Origin of the sequence: Kribbella sp. NPDC023855 (genome assembly GCF_040639475.1) — a bacterium.
Classification (GTDB): Bacteria; Actinomycetota; Actinomycetes; order Propionibacteriales; family Kribbellaceae; genus Kribbella.
Map to the genome: position 1 here is coordinate 495,460 of NZ_JBFAAA010000003.1, position 15,553 is coordinate 511,012.

Consider the following 15,553-nt stretch of genomic DNA (forward strand, 5'->3'; position numbering starts at 1 on the left):
CGAGCGAGTACGTGGAGCTCACCAAGCTGGAACGACGAGCGTTCATAGCGCTCGCTAGACGGAGGAGGTAGGCCAGTGCCCGGCATCGTCAAGATCGCCTTTCTCGCCGATGTCGGCGCGGCCAAGGTAGGCCTCTCGCAGTTCTCAAGCGACGTCGAGTCGACCGTCGACAAGGCGGGCAAGGACTGGTCCGGGCTGAAGGACAAGCTCAAGCTCGGGGCCCTCGGCGCCGCGGCCGCACTCGGGGCCGGCCTGGCCGAAGGGCTCGACTTCGGCGCGGCCCAGTCGAAGCTGCAGGCCCAGCTCGGCTTGACCGGTAAGGATGCCGAGAAGATCGGCGCGGCGGCCGGCGACCTGTACAAGAGCGGGTTCGGCGAGTCGGTCGAGGATGCCGGCGACACGATCCGGGCTGCCTTCGAGAACGGGGTCGTCGGCATCAACGACAGCCGTGAGGCGATCGCCGCTGTCGGTGCCGATATCCAGAACTACATCGTTCTCTCGGGGGAGGACGCGCAGGCCTCGACGCGGGCTGTCGCGCAGATCCTGAAGAACAAGCTCGCCCCGAACGCGAAGGCCGCGTTCGATCTGCTGGTGCGGGGTCAGCAGCTCGGCATCAACAAGTCGGAGGATCTGCTCGACACCTTCACCGAGTACTCGACGCAGTTCCGTGCCCTGGGCATCGATGGGCCTAAGGCGCTGGGTCTGCTGAACCAGGGTCTGCGGGCTGGCGCCCGCGATGCCGACACCGTTGCGGACTCGCTGAAGGAGTTCGCGATCCGGGCGAAGGACGGCAGCGCGACCACGGTCGAGGGCTTCAAGTCGATCGGCCTCAATGCCGACAAGATGCAGCAGATCTTCGCCAAGGGCGGCCCGGGCGCGTCGGCCGGCCTCGACCTGGTGCTCGACCGGCTGCGGGCGATGGAAGACCCGGTGAAGCGGGACGCGGCCGCCGTCGCTCTGTTCGGCACCAAGGCCGAGGACATGCAGGCTGCGCTGTTCGCGCTGGATCCGTCGACCGCGGTGCAGGGCCTTGGCGATCTGGCCGGCGCCGCTGACCGGGCCGGGACCACGCTGAACGACAACGCGAAGGCGCGGCTGACCTCGTTCACGCGCACGGTAAAGACCAACGTGGTCGACTTCCTCGGCACCAAGGTGATCCCGAAGCTCGAGGAGTGGGGGACGTCGTTCGGCACCAAGGTCCAGCCGAAGATCGACGCCTTCGTCGACAAGGGCCTGCCGAAGATCAAGACCGCGCTCGGCGAGGTCGTCACCTTCATCGACGACAACAAGCAGACCTTCCTCGACCTCGCGACGAACACGGGTCAGCTGGCCGACAACCTCGAGCAGAAGCTCAGCCCTGCCCTGTCCACCGTGGCGCCGCATCTGAAGACGGTCGCCGAGATCGACCTCAGCAACCAGCTGGCGTCGCTCAAGGCGCTGAACACGTTGCTTTCGAGCGACGACGGTGGCGGCGAGACGCCCGGCATCGTGAAGAAGTTCGAGGCGATCGGCAAGATCGCCGAGCAGGCGAACCTGGGCACGAAGTTCGGCAACATCGCCGGCAACGCGATCTTCGAGTTCGGGCAGCGGTTCGTTACCGACTCGACGATGCAGGCCAACGCCGCCGGCTGGCTGTCGCGGAACCTGTCCAACCTGGCGTCGTTCCTGCCCCTAGGGTCGCTCGCGTCGGCCGGCACCACCGGCGCGCTTGCGGTGTCGAGTGCCTTCGGCGCTCACAACCCGGCCGGCGCGGTCTCGCGGGTCATGGTGAAGCTGGGCGCGGCCGCGATCCAGTACAACCCGATCTCGATCTTCCAGCGTGGCGGCGCGTTGCTCGGTAGCGCGATCGACCGGGGCCTGCTCGGGTCGCAGCCGACCGTGACGGGTCGAGCGGCCGCCCTGGCGAAGAACACCGGGTCCGCACTGATCAACGCCCTGCCGGGGGGTGCGGTGGTCAGCGCGCTGGTCCGGATGGGCGGTGATGCCATGGGCGGACTGGACCGCGGGCTGCGCAGCGGGCTGGACAAGGCGGTCGGGTTCGTACGCGGCATCCCCGGCGCCCTGGCGGCCAGCGGGGGGAACTGGGGCGGCGCGCTGTTCAACGCCGGCTCGAGGGTGATCTCTGGTCTGATCGACGGGATCCAGTCGAAGCTGCCTTCTCTGCAGGGCGTACTCAGCGGGGTGACGAACATCATCCCGTCGTGGAAGGGCCCGCTCGACAAGGACAAGCGGCTGCTGAAGCCAGCCGGCGCGGCGATCATGGGCGGGCTGATCGACGAGATCAAGGCCCAGCTGCCGGACCTGAAGCGGACGCTCGGCGATGTGTCCACGCTGATCACCGGTGGCCTGTCGGCGGATCCCACGGTGAACCTCACCGCGGCCGGGGCACTGGCGGGTGGGGCGCAGTTCGCTGCTGGTGCGGCGGGCCCTGTCGTGGTCAACGTCTACGCGCTCACTGACGGGCCGGAGGTCGGCCGCCGGGTCGTGTCTGCGATCCAGGACTACGAGGGCTTCAACGGCACGTCGTGGCGGGCGGTGCCGGCGTGAGGCCGGCGTGGGCCCGCGGCCGCAACTTCGACGCGTCGCAGCTGGAGTTCTACACCGCCGAGCCTGGGTTCATCCTCGGCGAGGCGATCTTGGGTGAGGACTCGCTCGGCGGTGCCGGCGCGGACGAGCTGCTGCCGGCGACGTTCACCACGCTGAACATCAACTCCCAGACCACGGTCGAGGACGGCATGTTTGTGCACCGTGAGGTCGAGACGTGCCAGCTGAGCGCGACACTGCCTGAGGCGATGGATCTGCGGCTGCGGTGGTTCGCGGTGAAGTACGGGGCGATCGAGGTGTACCGGGGCCGGATCGCGCAGGTGAAGCTGTCCGAGTCGGTCGAGGTGAACGCCGAATACAAGCCGGGCAACACCGCGGTGAAGACGCACCGGATCTCGCTGATCGCGATGAGCGGTGAGGAGAACCTGGCCGGCATGTCGACGCCGCCCCGGAACTTCACCAACGAGACGCTCGCTCAGCGGATCACGTCGTGGACGGGTCTGGCGGTGACTACCGAGGCGGCCGCGGTCGACCTACCGCTGAACTGGTCGAACGCCGCGTGGGATACCGCGACGGTCCGGAAGCTGTACTTCGCGGCCGACCAGCTCGGGTCGCTGCTGGACACGCTGCGGGCCGAGGCGCGGCTGCGGAACATGACGTTCAAGTACCAGCCGCTGAAGGCTCAGCCGTTCGTGCTCAAGCCGAACAACCAGTGGCTGACCGGCGCGACAGCTGCGGCCGCGCTGACGTTCACCGACGACCCGGCCCACGTCGCGGGGCAGGCCACCGACCCAGGCGACGAGTTCACCCACCTGGGCCGGTACGTCGGCTACACCAAACGCGACGAGGGCGAAGACGTCTCGCTGTTCACGAACGCCGCGACCCTGCGGTGGGGGCAGTACGACGTCGAGGCGCCGCCGGCGGGCGGTACGCCGGTGGAGTTCCGGCAGGGCCCCTACCGGGCGTCGGGAGCCAGCGCACGCGACGTCGTGATCGACCTGGGCACGCTGGATATCGCGTCGCCCGGAACCAACCCGTACTGGTTCACCCGGGCAGTGATCGGCACGCTGCCGCTGAAGGCCGCGCCCATGCCGTTCACCCAGGCCCTGTCCGGCCCTCTGCAGTCCGTACAGCAACTGCAGGGCACGGTGCCGGGGATGGCGCTGCTCGAGCACGACGGCACCGTTGAGCGGGTCGCGGTGCTCGGTCGGGAGCACGAGGTCACCCCGGACCGGTGGATCGTGCGCTACACGCTCGGCCCGCCGCACCTGCTCGACCGGCTGAGCGACTTCGACCCCGGCACGCCCGAGGTACACCCGCAGACCGGCGTACCTGGCTCGTGGGATCTTGAGTGGCTGGTCCCGCCGTACCCGTCCGACGCCACGATTTACGAAGTGGTGTTCTCGCTGCCAACCTCCACGAGGCTGATCACGTCGGACCAGGCGTCGCTGGGGGTCCCCGACGTGGTGGCCGCTCCGGCGCCCGGCACGGTCCGAACCAAACACCTGTCCGGGTCGTCGGGCGACGGGTTCTGGGTGCTGTACACGTCGAACCCGGCGCCGGCGTCCGTCAACGCTTCCCCGGAATGGCGCGAAGGCCAGCCGGGCTACATCGGCACCGCGCTGTGACCCGGAGAGGATGACCCAATGGCCGGCTTCAAAACGTTCGTAGATGGACCCCCGCCGCTGTTCGCGAGCGAGGTCAACGGCTACCTGATGCGGCAGACCGTGATGCGGTTCGCCACCACGACGGCACTGCTCAACGCGCTGCCCGCCGGCATTCGCGAGCTCGGGATGCTCGCGTGGGCAGACAACGTGCAGATCCTGTACATGTGGAACGGCGCCAACTGGATCCCGCTCGAGTCGACGGAGAAGACCACCTTCACCCCGGTATTCACGGCCGGCGGGTCGTCGATCACCTACGGCAACGCGGTGGTGGTGAGCCGGTGGCGGTACTCCGGCGGGATGGTCCAGTGGGACTGCCGGATCCAGGTAGGAAGCACCTCGAACCTTGGCGTCGGCAACTACGCGTGGACGCTGCCGATCGCCGTCCGGGCCGACTACGACCAGCAGTACATCGGGAGCCTGGCGTACCTCGATGCCTCGGCCGGTACGACATTCCACCGGGCATGCGCGACGGTCGGGACGACCACCTCGTTCGGAGCGGTAGCCGAGGCCGGACAGCGGATGGGCGCGGCCGCGCCGGTGGCGTGGGCACTGAACGACGTCTTCGGGTTCAACCTCCGCTACCCGCCGGCGACGAGCGCTTTCCTGTAGTGAGAACCAACCGGGCTGGAGGCACGGGAGATGAGGTGGCGTGAACGATCTACCGGCGATCATCGGTGCGATCGGGCTGCTGATCGGGACGGTGTTCGGCGGGATCGCTACGCTCGATCGGCGCCGTGCCCGGCTGAACGGCGAGGACGCGGCCGAGCTCGAGGACTACCACCGCTGGCACCCGAGGGTGCTGCGAGCCGTGGTGTTGCTGCGGGCAACGATCGCGAACTGCCCGCAGGCTGTCGAGCCGGACGGGATCGAGGACCTGGTGCAGTGGCCACCGTCGCGGCCGCGGCCGAAGCACTCTCGAGGCGAGGTGACTGCGGATGACGAGGGGTAGGTGGCTCTTCCCGGTGGTCGCTGTCGCCGGGCTGGTGTGCGGCGCGGCCGGCCTGGTCGTGACCACGCTGCAGAAGCAGGACGCCGAGACGGGACAGGCCGCGGCCGAGTACGAGCTCGCCGACCTGGCCACGAAGAACCGGGCGGCCTGTGTCCGATTGGGCGCGAACGCAGCCGAGAAGGTGCTAGGCAAGGGCGTCTGCCAGCAGGCGAAGGAGATCACCGAGCGGCCGCCGGCCGAGAAAGGAGACACGGGTGCTACTGGTGCTCGCGGCCCGGCGGGCCCGCAAGGTCCGCAGGGACCGGCTGGTCCTCCGGGCCCTCAGGGAAAACCGGGCACGAACGGCGCCTCCCCCGGCTGCCTGATCCTCGTCACCAAGTGCCAGGGGCCCCAGGGCCCGCCAGGTGTTCGAGGGCTCACAGGGCCACCTGGCGCCGATGGCGTCGACGGCGAGGCCGGGGCCCCCGGCAAGGACGGCGCACCTGGGAAGGACGGGGCGGCCGGCGCACCTGGTGAACCGGGAAAAGACGGGGCCCCGGGGCCGGTTGGACCGCAGGGGCCACCTGGGCCCGCTGGGCCTTCCTGTCCGACCGGTAGCACGCTGCAGCGACTGCACGTCGTCACCGTCGAGCAGCCCGCCGGCGTCTGGATTGTCGGCTGCGTCCTAGACGATCAAAACCCAACCAGTGAAGGGAAGAAGCGATGAGCGAGAACGTGACCGAAGAGCCGAGCGACGCCGCCGAGCCGGTCGCTACGGAGGTTCCCCAGCCGGGGGCACCGACCGAGGAGGAGTTGGCCGCCGACAAGAACCTGTGGAGCGGCCAGGAAGCCGACGACACCCCCGCCGAGATCGGCGACGACACGGGCGTCGACGGCGACGAGCAGGCCGACGAGTTCGTCGGCGAGGACTGAGCGATGGCCGTGCCCTGGCGCGTCGCCAAGTCGCTGCTCGTCCTGCGGGACCAGATCAAGGCGGCGTACCCGGGCACGCCCAACCCCGGATTCATCGGCGACGCCGCCCACGCCTCCCGCGACTCCGACCACAACCCGTGGGTCGACGACCCGGCCAGCGAGCTCAACGTCGTCACCGCCGGCGACTGGTACAACGACCCCGAAGCTGGCTTCAGCTCGGCTGGCTTCGCCGAGATCCTCCGGCTCCGGCGCGACCCGCGGATCAAGTACGTGATCAGCAACCGGCGGATCTTCCGGTCGTACGGCAAGACCGTCGACGGCAAGTACTACGCGCCGTTCACGTGGGCGCCGTACCCCGGCGACAACCCCCACACCGGCCACACCCACGTCTCGGTCATGGCCACCAAGTCGCTGTACGACGACACCCGCCGCTGGGTGATCACCGCACCGGTCGGCGACACCCCTGCACAACCCCCCGCACCGAAGGACTGGTTCGACATGGCAACTCCCAAGGAGATCGAAGAGGCGGTATTCAACGGCACGCTGCGCGCTCACCGGCAGTACGGGCGCGAGCTGTTCAAGGACGAGTCCGGTACGGCGGACACGCTCTGGGATGAGGCCCGCGAGCATCGCGCCGCCGAGCTGGCCGCGCTCGGCAAGATCGAGGCCGCCGTGAAGGCACCGGAGTGAAGCGCCTAGCAGCGGCTCTGCGGCGCGAGCCGGTCCGGGCCTACCTGTACGGCCTGCTGTTCCCCGGCGCCGCCCTGGCGGTCGCGTACGGCGTCGTAGCGCAGGACAAGGCAGCGCTGTGGATCGCGTTCGGCGGCGTCGTCCTGGTGCCCGGCGCGGCCGAGCTCGCCCGGTCACGAGTCACGCCGACCAGCGACCCGCGCACCAAGAGCGGTCAGCCGGCCGAGCTCGTGCCCGAGACACCGGCAGAACCCGACGCCTGGCGGTAGCCGCCGGCACATGCAGAAGCCCCCCGGGGTTGCGGTCCGGGGGGCTTCGTCGTGCTCAGCCCATGCCCTTGAGCACCTGCTGATACTTCAGTCGGTTCGCGGCCGGTGTCCTGGCGGCCGCGTAGGACAGGACCACGTTGCCCGAGCTGAACGCCTGCGCGCCGTAGACCTTCGCGAAGTGCTGCTGCTTCGCCGGGTCGTCCCACGTGTAGACGCTGATGTCATCGGTCGTGGTGAGTTCCGCGCACCCGAGCGACTCGCAGTTCTTCGAGTTGTCGCGCGGGTTGCTGACCGGCAGCTTCGCGGCCGCGAACGCCGCGACCACCTGCTCGGCGGTCAACTTGGCCGGTGCCGACGTCGCCGGCGGACTCGGCTTGGGCGTCGCCTTGACCGACGTACTGGTCGACGGGCTGGTGCTCGCCGCCGGCGGACTGGCCTGGTCGTTGGCACAGCCCGCCGCCAGCAGCACGGCAGCGGCGGTGATCGCGATCGCTCGCATGGTGGTCCCCTCGGGTTGGCTACTGCGGGTGTATCGCAGACCACCATGGGACCGTTACAGGGGGTCACACCTGCCGCTCGTCGGGCGGGCTCTCGTGCAGCCGCGGCCAGCCGCGGTCGTTGGTCTCGACCGGCTCCGGCTCGGGGAGCGGCGGTTCCACCACCCGCCGGATCCGGAGCAGTGACACGTCGCAGGTGTGCAGGTGGCGATCGGCGATGATCTGCCGCACCTCGGCCACCTGCCGGGCGGGATCGGGCGTGGATAGGGTGTCGTTCACGTTCGGACCTCCGTTGTCCGTTCGAGGCCCCGGGCAGCGGTTGCGTCGCTGTTTCGGGGCCGCCTACTGATCAGACCGCCAGGCGGCGGACGATCTCCTGCAGATGCCGGTCAGCTACCTCGGTGTAGATCTGGGTGCTCGCGAGGTTCGCGTGACGCAGCAGGTGTTGCGTCGCCCTGGAGTCCTTCCCGACTCGTTGGGCGTGGGTGCCGTACCAGTGCCGCAGCTGGTGAGCCGTGACCTGGTAGCCGGCCTTCTTGAATGCCCGGGTGACGGTCTTCGTGACGGTCGTCGCCCGGACGTGCCCGCCTTCGACGCCCGGAAACCAAGGGCCCGTCGACGGGAAGCCTTTCCGCAGCTGCTCGACGAGCGGGTGAGTCGGGATCGCTGCTCCGACGTCGCCCTTGCCGGTGACGAAGTACCAACCGTCGTCGAAGTGGTCACCGCGGACCTTCGCGATCTCGTGGACCCTCAGGCCCAGGAACGTGCCGAGAATGATGTACGCGTGAGCTCGGCGGCCGCAGACCGCCAGGGTCTCGCGGACGACGTCCGAGGACGCCGGCCGGGGAACGCTGCGAGGTGTCGGCGGGACCGCGAGCCGGTCCATCGGGCTTACCTCGAGGTGGCCCTGGTCGACCAGAAACCGGAACCACGTCCGGGCCGATGAGGCGTACGTGCAGCGGGTCCACTTGCTGTTGCACTTGGCAAGCCATCGCACGATGGCCTTGGTGGGGATCTGCACCGGGTCCTCGGTCTGAGCCGAGTACCAGAGCAGCTTGACCCCGTCGGTGCGGGTTCGGATCGTGTTCGGAGCGGCGCCGGCGGCGCGCATCCAGTCGGACCATTCCTCGATGAGCTCGTGCTCGAGCGATGACGCGGGCATGGGGCAGGCCTCCCAAGACCAAGATCGGCATTCATGCTGCTGCCGTTCGGGTACCGCGCATCGCACCCGACTCATCCCCGAGCCGTTCCAAAGTTACCGGGAAATCGAAAACATTGTCATTACGTTGCGTGTTGCAATCGGCCGGATATGCGCCAGTATGGGTACCCGGGTGACCGGTCGTGCACTGTCTGCGTCTGCCACGTAACCCACGCACGGGACGGGCGTTAGACCAAGCAGACGAACGGTGGCCGGAGACAGGATCAGGAGATTTGTCCGCGGTGTGAGGCGGGACAAGTCGATGAGTCACGGAGGGGATCATCGATGGCGATGGGCAAGCGTCGCGCCCTGGGCGGAGGCGGGTGGCGTCAGGTGGCGCCGCTGATTCCGCTGGCGCTGTTCGCGAGCGCGTTCACCGTCAGTGCCACCGACGATCCTGCCGTCGCGACGGCGGCGCTGGAGCAGGGATCGTCCGGGAACAGTCCGGTCGTCGTACCGAAGACACCGATCGGCGACCCGGCCAACATCGCGGTGCCCGGCGTCGTCGGCAACGGTGTCGATCCCGGTGAGCAGCCGACCCAGGTGGTCTCCGGCCTGTCCCGCAACGGCATTCCCAACGCCGCGCTGAAGGCCTACTCGCGAGCCCAGCAGGTGATGGCCCAGGCCGACCCCGGGTGCCAGCTGCCGTGGACGCTGGTGGCCGCGATCGGCCGGGTCGAGTCGAACCACGGCCGCTTCGGCGGCAACTCGCTGATGACGAACGGTGTGGTCACGCCCGGCATCCTCGGGCCCCGGCTCGACGGGACGAGCACGGCGCGGATCACCGACAGCGACGGCGGCAAGCTCGACGGCGACGCCGCCTACGACCGGGCCGTCGGGCCGATGCAGTTCATCCCGCAGACCTGGCAGCTGATGGGTGTCGACGGTGACGGCGACGGCGTGAAGAACCCGCAGGACATCGACGACGCGGCGATGTCGACCGCCGTCTACCTGTGCTCCGGCAGCGGCAACCTCTCCAAGGCCTCCGACCTGAACGCGGCCGTCCTGCGCTACAACCACTCCCAGCAGTACGCCGACCTGGTGATCAGCATCGCCAAGGCCTACGCGGGTGGCAGCTGGATCGCCGTCGGCAACGGGACCGAGAGCGACGACCAGGGTGTCGACCGGGCCAGTGACCGGATCGGCGACCCGGAGACCGACGCGCCGGCCGATGACAACCTGCCGCAGGCCGTCGACCTGCCGACCTACCCGGCCGGGACGAAGCCGACGTCGAAGCCGACCATGGTCCAGGAGGGCGACGGCAAGCCGACGACCACGCCGACCAAGCGTCCGCCGACGACGACCCCGAGCAAGCCCGGGACGACGAAGCCGCCGACGAGCGAGCCGAGCACCCCGCCGACCAGCAAGCCCCCGACGTCCAAGCCGCCGGCGCCGCCGGTGGTGGCGAAGCTGCAGACGTCGGTCGGCCTCATCGTCGGCTCGGTCGGCACCACCCTGACCGAACTGACCACGGCGACCACCTACTGCCAGTCCGAAATGGCGAAGGTGACGATCACCCGGCCGACCCAGGATCAGCTGCAGAAGTGCGTGACCGCGTACCAGACCGGCGGCACCAAGGCCGTCGACCAGGTCATCCGCAATCTGCTCTCCGCACTCGGCCTGCTCGGCGTTCTCGGTGGAGGCGTCCTCGGGAACTGAACCACCCTGGACCGGCGCGCCTGCCCCCACCCCTCCCTAGGCGCGCCCCCGGCGACGCCACGGAGCTACTCCCCCCGGCTTCCGTGGCGTCGCCCTTTGGGTGGTCAAGCGCTTACTTGAGAATCTTTCACTTTGTCGTCCAGGCCTTCTCGATCGTCTGGCTGACGCTGTTGCCGATCAGGTCGCGCGACGTCACCCGCAGGGTCAGCTCCCCCTTCGTCGCCGGGAGCCGCACGCTGCCGCGATCAAGGCCGCGCGGTACGACGGTGAGCCGGCGCCAGGTCTTGCCCGCGTCGTACGAGACCTCTGCTGTGGTGCGGAAGATGCCGAGACCCCGTACGCCGGGTTGGTAGCCGGCCTTCAGCTCGAGCGTGTCACCGGTACGCCGGTAGTCGACCTGCACCAACGGCAGCACGGCACGCGACTTCGTCGGGGCTGACAGGAAGTGCCAGCTGGTGTGGGTTGCCGTGGACGTCTTGGCCCAGCTGTCCTCACCCCGCCGTACGTCGAGCGTCAGGTCGTACCAGGCAGCCTTCGCCGGGACCGGGAACTGCGCCACCGACCAGTCCTTGCTGCCGAGCACCTTGCCGTTGCTGCTGAGCGTGAGCGACGTAGTGTCACCCCGGCTGTCGACCCAGCCGTAGACGCTGCGATCCCCGTTGACGTACTGCGGAATCGCCACCCGCAACGCGTTCTCGAACCGGGCCGCGGGGAGCCCGTCCGCCTCGCTGCCCGTCCCGTCCGGGACCGCCGGGCGAGCCAGCGGCGACCACCACTCATGGGTGGCCTTCTCGCCTGGCCGGTAGCTCCTTGCCAGGCTGTACTCGAACCCGGACTCGTTCCACACCCCCGCCGCCGTCTTCTCGTCCCAGGTGACGCCAGGGACGTCACTGGCCAGGTAGTCCGTCCTGGTCACCGGCCCGGCCACCTCCCGCGAGGCAGTCAGCGCGGTCGCCAACCCGGGGAAGTGAGCCATCCGCTGATCGAGGTGCAGGAACCACGCCTCGTTCTTCCCGTACTTCGTGGTTACCACGGCCGGCCGCATCCGGGCGAAGTCGTAGGTGAGCGGGCCGTTGACCACCTGCGGGCCGACCGCGAGGTCGTAGCGGTAGGTGCTGTCGCGCAGACCGTTCAGCTGGAGAACAACCTCGCGCTGCTTCAGCAGGTCGAGCAACTTCTGGCCTTCCGGCTGACGCAGCAGGTAGACCGGCAGGCCGACCTCGCCACCGTCACCCCAGAAGCCGGGATGCTCGTTGTAGAGGAAGACGACCTTGGCGCCCGCGTCCTTGGCCGCCTGGAGCTGCCCGGGCGTCGTGTCGACATCGCGCCAGCGGATCAGCGCGATCTTGCCTCGCGCCGCTGCCAGCTCGGCCGGGCTGCCGTCACCGGCGTTGACGAGCGGCAGTTTCTCCTGGCCCACATAGACCGTCTCGTAGGCACCCTTGTCGGGCGTCGGCAGCCGGAAGCCGCCGGAGCCGGTGACGTCGACGGTCAGCGCGGGCTGGGCGAGGTCCCATCGCTGCACCACCTGGAAGGTGCCGTCGGCCATCTTGCCGAAGTTCTGCACATAGATGCCGTTGGCAACATCTTTGCCGTAGCCCCAGCCGGAGACGGCGTCGCGCCCGCCGACTGTGCGCCGCCAGGCGATGCCGACGCTCTGCGGATCCGCTCGCTGCGGCGTCTTCACGGTCACCTTGTGCGCCTTGCGGGCGTCGAAGACGAAGGTCCGGTCACCGGTGATGCGAACGTCGGGTTCGCCCAGCAGGATGATCGAGTTCGTCCAGCCCGCCTCGTCGGCACCCATCACGAAGGACATCACGCTGTACCGGCCGGTCGGCACCTCGAGGGTTTGGGCGCCGGTCTGGTCGAAGGCGATCGCGGTCACGTCGCCGGTGTCGTAGTTCCACAACTGCACGCCGCTCGCGCTGAACGCGGAGGGCACGAAAGGCTTGCCATCGCGACCGAGCGCCTTCACCGTCACCTGGTGCAGCCGCCCACCCGCCGCGAACCCGAGTCCGGTCCGGTACGACGAACCGCCGCCGCGCGCGACCAGCTCACCGGAGTACTTCGCCGCCTGGGTCTTTGCGAGGTTGACCGTCACGGTCGCCGACGCGGTCGCTCCCGGCGCGATCGTCAGCCTGGCCGGGCTGACCCCGACCGCCGCGCGCACGCCACCCGGCGAGGTCGCGGCCACACTGAGATCCAGCGTCAAAGGCTTCGACGAGTTGTTGCGGTAGGCAATCTTCCGGGACACCGGAGCCGGTGCGGTCCCCGACCAGGACAGATCTCCGAAGTACAGGTTGGCCTGGTCAGGCAGGACCTTCGGATCGAGCGCCTTCGGGATGTCGATCCGCCCGAGCCCTTGCTGCACGGGCGTCGCGCCCTTGCTCGGTACGGCGGTAGTCGCCAGGGCCGCCTTGAGTTGTTCACCGGTCCACTCGGGGTGGCGTTGCGCCAGGATCGCGGCGGCACCCGCGACGTGCGGAGTCGCCATCGACGTACCGCTCATGGCTGTGTAGTACTGGTCGAGGAAGTGGCCGCTGTCGGTACCGGCTGCCCGCGCGGCGGCGATGTCCACGCCCGGAGCGGTCACCTCGGGCTTCATCGCACCGTCACCGAGCCGCGGACCGCGGCTGGAGAAGGACGCGAGCCGGTCGTCGCGATCCACCGCACCGACCGTCAGCGCGGCCGCGGCGGCACCGGGAGAACCAACGGTTTCCTCCGCACCTGAGTTCCCGGCGGCGATGACGAAGAGGGCGTCACTGGAGGCGGACAAGCGGTCGACGGCCTCACTCATCGGGTCGGTGCCGTCCGAGGGCAGTCCGCCGAGGCTCATGCTGATCACCTTGGCGCCCTGCTGGACGGCCCACTCCATCCCGGCGATCGCTTCGGAGTCCAGGCCGCTGCCGTTGTCGTCGAGCACCTTGCCGATCAGCAGCTGTGCGCCGGGGGCCACGCCCTTGCGCTTGCCGGCGGACGCAGTACCGAGGCCTGCGACGATCGAGGCGGTGTGGGTGCCGTGACCGTGGCGGTCCTGGACGGGCTGGTCGGGGATGAAGCTCTGCGAACCGATGACCTGCTTGCGCAGATCGGGGTGCTGCGCGTCGTACCCGGTGTCGAGCACGGCGACCTTGACCCCCTTGCCGTCGTACCCGGACTGCCAGGCGGTGGGGGCACCGATCTGTTTCGTCGAGCGGTCGAGGGTGGCGTGGGTGCGGCCGTCGAGCCAGATCTTACCGACGCCGCTGCTGCTGCCGCGGAGGGTGTTGCCTTTGATGCCGTTCCAGAAGTTCTTGGCCTGGTCCTTGCGGACCGTCACGGCGGTGGTGCCGACGCTCGCCAGCGTGAGTCGTTTGGTCGCGGCCACCGGCGCTTCAGGCGCCTTCAGCGTGCTGGTCGGTGAGGTCAGCAGCAGCGGCAGGTTCTTGGTGGACGCGTCGTCGTAGCCCTGGGCAACCAGCTTGGTCAGGTTGAAGAGGCGGCTGTCCAACCGCCCTTCGGTCAGCAACGGGTACGCCGCGACCGGGACCAGGGTGAGCTCGTTCTCGAAGTCGCCGAGGTAGTAGTTGCCGCCGTCCACCAGTCGCGCGGACCGCTGACCGCCCTGCGTGATGGTGAGCTCGGCGACGTCGCCGGTCACCAGGGTGATCCGGTGCGTGCTCGCGCCGGGCGTCGGGCGCGCGGCGGGGCTGGTGGCGCCGGTACCGGATCCTGCACCGGCACCACCAGCGGAGGGGCCCGCCGTCGGAGGAACGGCGGTGAGATCCGCCGCCGGCGCGGCCGGGACCACCGCGCCGGCCGGGGTGACGGTCGACGCCAGCAAGGCGCCGGCCGTCACGGCGGAGGACAAGATGGCTGCAAGGCGTGACGAAGTCACAGGGGGCACCTCCAGATGCCCCGACCCTCGCGGGGCCATCCCCGCGAGCCTTACAGTTGCCTCCGGCCACGGTCCATCAATCGGCCTGGCGTACACCCGCCATGACCGATACCAGCCAGCCCCGGCCTGGGGTCAGGCGTGGAGGACCGGGTGCCGGCTGGCGGGCTGGCGGGCTGTCGTGCTGGCTTGCTGGCTTGCTGGCTTGCTGGCTTGCTGGCGTGCTGGCGTGCTGGGTCAGGCGAAGCGCTTGGCGACCTGCTCGATGCGGTCGACCAGGTCCAGGTCGTAGGCGACGCCGGGCACGTAGAAGATCACGTAGTCGGCACCGGCCTCGAGGGAGGCCTCCACCTTGTTCGCGATCTCGTCCTCGGTGCCGATCAGGTTGTCGTTGCTGAACTTCTCCCAGTTCATCGGCCCGAGCGCCTGCGCGGTCGCCTTCCGCGGGTCGGCGCCCTTGTCGATCGGGAACGCGTTGATCCCGGTCGACTTGATGATCTGGTCGTAGTCGCGGCCGAGCTTGTCGCAGTGCCCCTTGAGGATGGCCGCCTTCTCCCGGATCACGTCCGGGTTGCCGCCGCCGATGTTGGCCGCATCGGCGTACTGGGCGACGAGCTTCAGCGTGACGTTCGGGCCGCCGCCACCGATCCACAGGCTCGGGTGCGGCAAGCGCGCGCCCTTCGGCTCGTTGATCGGCTTGTCGATCGAGTAGTACTTGCCGTTGAAGACCGGCTCGTCCTCGGTCCACATCTTGTAGATGATCTCGGTGGCCTCGCGGAACGCGCCCATCCGGTCCTTGAGCTCCGGCCACTCGTAGCCGTAGGCCTTCCACTCGTGCTCGTACCAGCCCGCGCCCAGCCCGGCGTACAGGCGGCCGTGGCTGGCGACGTCGACGGTCGAGGCGATCTTGGCGTACAGCGACGGGTTGCGGTAGCCGTTGCAGCCAACCATCTGGCCGATGTTGACCCGCTGGGTGTCGCGGGCCAGCGCGGCGGTGGCCGTCCAGCACTCGAAGGTGCTCTCGGTGCTCGGCTCCGGCACCGTGTGGAAGTGGTCGAACAGCCAGATCGAGTCCCAGGACCCCTCGTCGGCCTTCCGCGCGACGGCGGTCATGGCCTCCCACTGGTCGACGGGGTCGCTGATCCCCGCCAGGTCCATCTTCCACCCCTGCGGAACGAACAATCCAAACCGTGTAGTCATGTGCTCATCCAACCGGCCCGCCCCTGAACCGGTCCAGCACCTCAGCTACTGAATAACTGCTGAATCACCGCACTCCGTCTTCTGAATCAGCGCG

Annotated in this window: 14 protein-coding genes; 9 read left to right on the forward strand and 5 right to left on the reverse strand. The window is 69.1% G+C overall.

Going from position 1 to position 15,553, the window contains the following annotated elements; genetic code table 11:
* Positions 1-75 precede the first annotated feature (75 nt).
* From AB0F51_RS13280 to AB0F51_RS13315, 8 genes are read left to right on the forward strand one after another with little or no spacing between them, the layout of a single operon-like run.
* On the forward strand, positions 76-2,547 hold the full coding sequence (locus tag AB0F51_RS13280) for a phage tail tape measure protein (protein ID WP_360278638.1): 2,472 nt from the start codon (positions 76-78) through the stop codon (positions 2,545-2,547).
* Positions 2,544-4,172 carry a hypothetical protein gene (locus AB0F51_RS13285; RefSeq protein WP_360278641.1) on the forward strand — a complete coding sequence of 543 codons (1,629 nt, stop codon included), beginning with the start codon at positions 2,544-2,546 and terminating at the stop codon, positions 4,170-4,172. Before AB0F51_RS13280 ends, AB0F51_RS13285 begins: the two co-directional genes overlap by 4 nt.
* Positions 4,173-4,190: 18 nt before the next feature.
* Complete coding sequence (locus AB0F51_RS13290) at positions 4,191-4,820, forward strand: hypothetical protein (protein ID WP_360278644.1); 630 nt, start codon at positions 4,191-4,193, stop codon at positions 4,818-4,820.
* Between the two features lie 40 nt (positions 4,821-4,860).
* Positions 4,861-5,160, forward strand: a complete 300-nt coding sequence (locus AB0F51_RS13295; protein ID WP_360278647.1) for a hypothetical protein — start codon at positions 4,861-4,863, stop codon at positions 5,158-5,160.
* Entirely contained in the window at positions 5,147-5,866 is a 720-nt protein-coding gene (locus AB0F51_RS13300; RefSeq protein WP_360278650.1) for a hypothetical protein, read from the forward strand. Before AB0F51_RS13295 ends, AB0F51_RS13300 begins: the two co-directional genes overlap by 14 nt.
* The gene (locus AB0F51_RS13305) at positions 5,863-6,072 is read left to right on the forward strand and encodes a hypothetical protein (protein ID WP_360278652.1); all 210 of its coding nucleotides are present in this window, start codon (positions 5,863-5,865) and stop codon (positions 6,070-6,072) included. Before AB0F51_RS13300 ends, AB0F51_RS13305 begins: the two co-directional genes overlap by 4 nt.
* 3 nt (positions 6,073-6,075) lie before the next feature.
* Entirely contained in the window at positions 6,076-6,762 is a 687-nt protein-coding gene (locus tag AB0F51_RS13310) for a hypothetical protein (protein ID WP_360278655.1), read from the forward strand.
* Positions 6,759-7,031 carry a hypothetical protein gene (locus AB0F51_RS13315; protein ID WP_360278657.1) on the forward strand — a complete coding sequence of 91 codons (273 nt, stop codon included), beginning with the start codon at positions 6,759-6,761 and terminating at the stop codon, positions 7,029-7,031. Before AB0F51_RS13310 ends, AB0F51_RS13315 begins: the two co-directional genes overlap by 4 nt.
* A 55-nt stretch (positions 7,032-7,086) precedes the next feature.
* Here the strand turns inward: AB0F51_RS13315 and AB0F51_RS13320 are convergent, their stop codons facing one another.
* The 3 genes from AB0F51_RS13320 to AB0F51_RS13330 form a co-directional block, all read right to left on the reverse strand.
* Positions 7,087-7,530 (reverse strand): hypothetical protein, encoded by a 444-nt coding sequence (locus AB0F51_RS13320; protein ID WP_360278660.1) that lies wholly within the window; start codon positions 7,528-7,530, stop codon positions 7,087-7,089.
* 64 nt (positions 7,531-7,594) lie between these two features.
* Positions 7,595-7,807, reverse strand: coding sequence for a hypothetical protein (locus tag AB0F51_RS13325; protein WP_360278663.1), 213 nt, complete (start codon positions 7,805-7,807; stop codon positions 7,595-7,597).
* Between the two features lie 70 nt (positions 7,808-7,877).
* Positions 7,878-8,690, reverse strand: a complete 813-nt coding sequence (locus tag AB0F51_RS13330) for a tyrosine-type recombinase/integrase (protein ID WP_360278665.1) — start codon at positions 8,688-8,690, stop codon at positions 7,878-7,880.
* A 321-nt stretch (positions 8,691-9,011) separates the two neighbouring features.
* Between AB0F51_RS13330 and AB0F51_RS13335 the strand changes: the two genes are divergently transcribed.
* Positions 9,012-10,385 carry a lytic murein transglycosylase gene (locus tag AB0F51_RS13335; protein WP_360278668.1) on the forward strand — a complete coding sequence of 458 codons (1,374 nt, stop codon included), beginning with the start codon at positions 9,012-9,014 and terminating at the stop codon, positions 10,383-10,385.
* A 127-nt stretch (positions 10,386-10,512) separates the two neighbouring features.
* Here AB0F51_RS13335 and AB0F51_RS13340 read toward each other — a convergent pair whose 3' ends face one another.
* Together AB0F51_RS13340 and AB0F51_RS13345 are read right to left on the reverse strand one after the other, a co-directional pair.
* Positions 10,513-14,262 carry a S8 family serine peptidase gene (locus AB0F51_RS13340; protein ID WP_360278671.1) on the reverse strand — a complete coding sequence of 1,250 codons (3,750 nt, stop codon included), beginning with the start codon at positions 14,260-14,262 and terminating at the stop codon, positions 10,513-10,515.
* Positions 14,263-14,496: 234 nt separating this feature from the next.
* Positions 14,497-15,459: an LLM class F420-dependent oxidoreductase gene (locus AB0F51_RS13345; protein WP_360278674.1), complete on the reverse strand. Its 963-nt coding sequence runs from the start codon at positions 15,457-15,459 to the stop codon at positions 14,497-14,499.
* Positions 15,460-15,553 lie beyond the last annotated feature (94 nt).

What these genes read in the sequence shown, in the direction of transcription:
- AB0F51_RS13290 (WP_360278644.1), top strand. Translation starts at nt 4,191, where the DNA reads ATGGCCGGCTTCAAAACGTTCGTAGATGGACCCCCGCCGCTGTTCGCG.
- AB0F51_RS13300 (WP_360278650.1), top strand. Translation starts at nt 5,147, where the DNA reads ATGACGAGGGGTAGGTGGCTCTTCCCGGTGGTCGCTGTCGCCGGGCTG.
- AB0F51_RS13305 (WP_360278652.1), top strand. Translation starts at nt 5,863, where the DNA reads ATGAGCGAGAACGTGACCGAAGAGCCGAGCGACGCCGCCGAGCCGGTC.
- AB0F51_RS13310 (WP_360278655.1), top strand. Translation starts at nt 6,076, where the DNA reads ATGGCCGTGCCCTGGCGCGTCGCCAAGTCGCTGCTCGTCCTGCGGGAC.
- AB0F51_RS13320 (WP_360278660.1), bottom strand. Translation starts at nt 7,530, where the DNA reads ATGCGAGCGATCGCGATCACCGCCGCTGCCGTGCTGCTGGCGGCGGGC.
- AB0F51_RS13330 (WP_360278665.1), bottom strand. Translation starts at nt 8,690, where the DNA reads ATGCCCGCGTCATCGCTCGAGCACGAGCTCATCGAGGAATGGTCCGAC.
- AB0F51_RS13335 (WP_360278668.1), top strand. Translation starts at nt 9,012, where the DNA reads ATGGCGATGGGCAAGCGTCGCGCCCTGGGCGGAGGCGGGTGGCGTCAG.
- AB0F51_RS13345 (WP_360278674.1), bottom strand. Translation starts at nt 15,459, where the DNA reads ATGACTACACGGTTTGGATTGTTCGTTCCGCAGGGGTGGAAGATGGAC.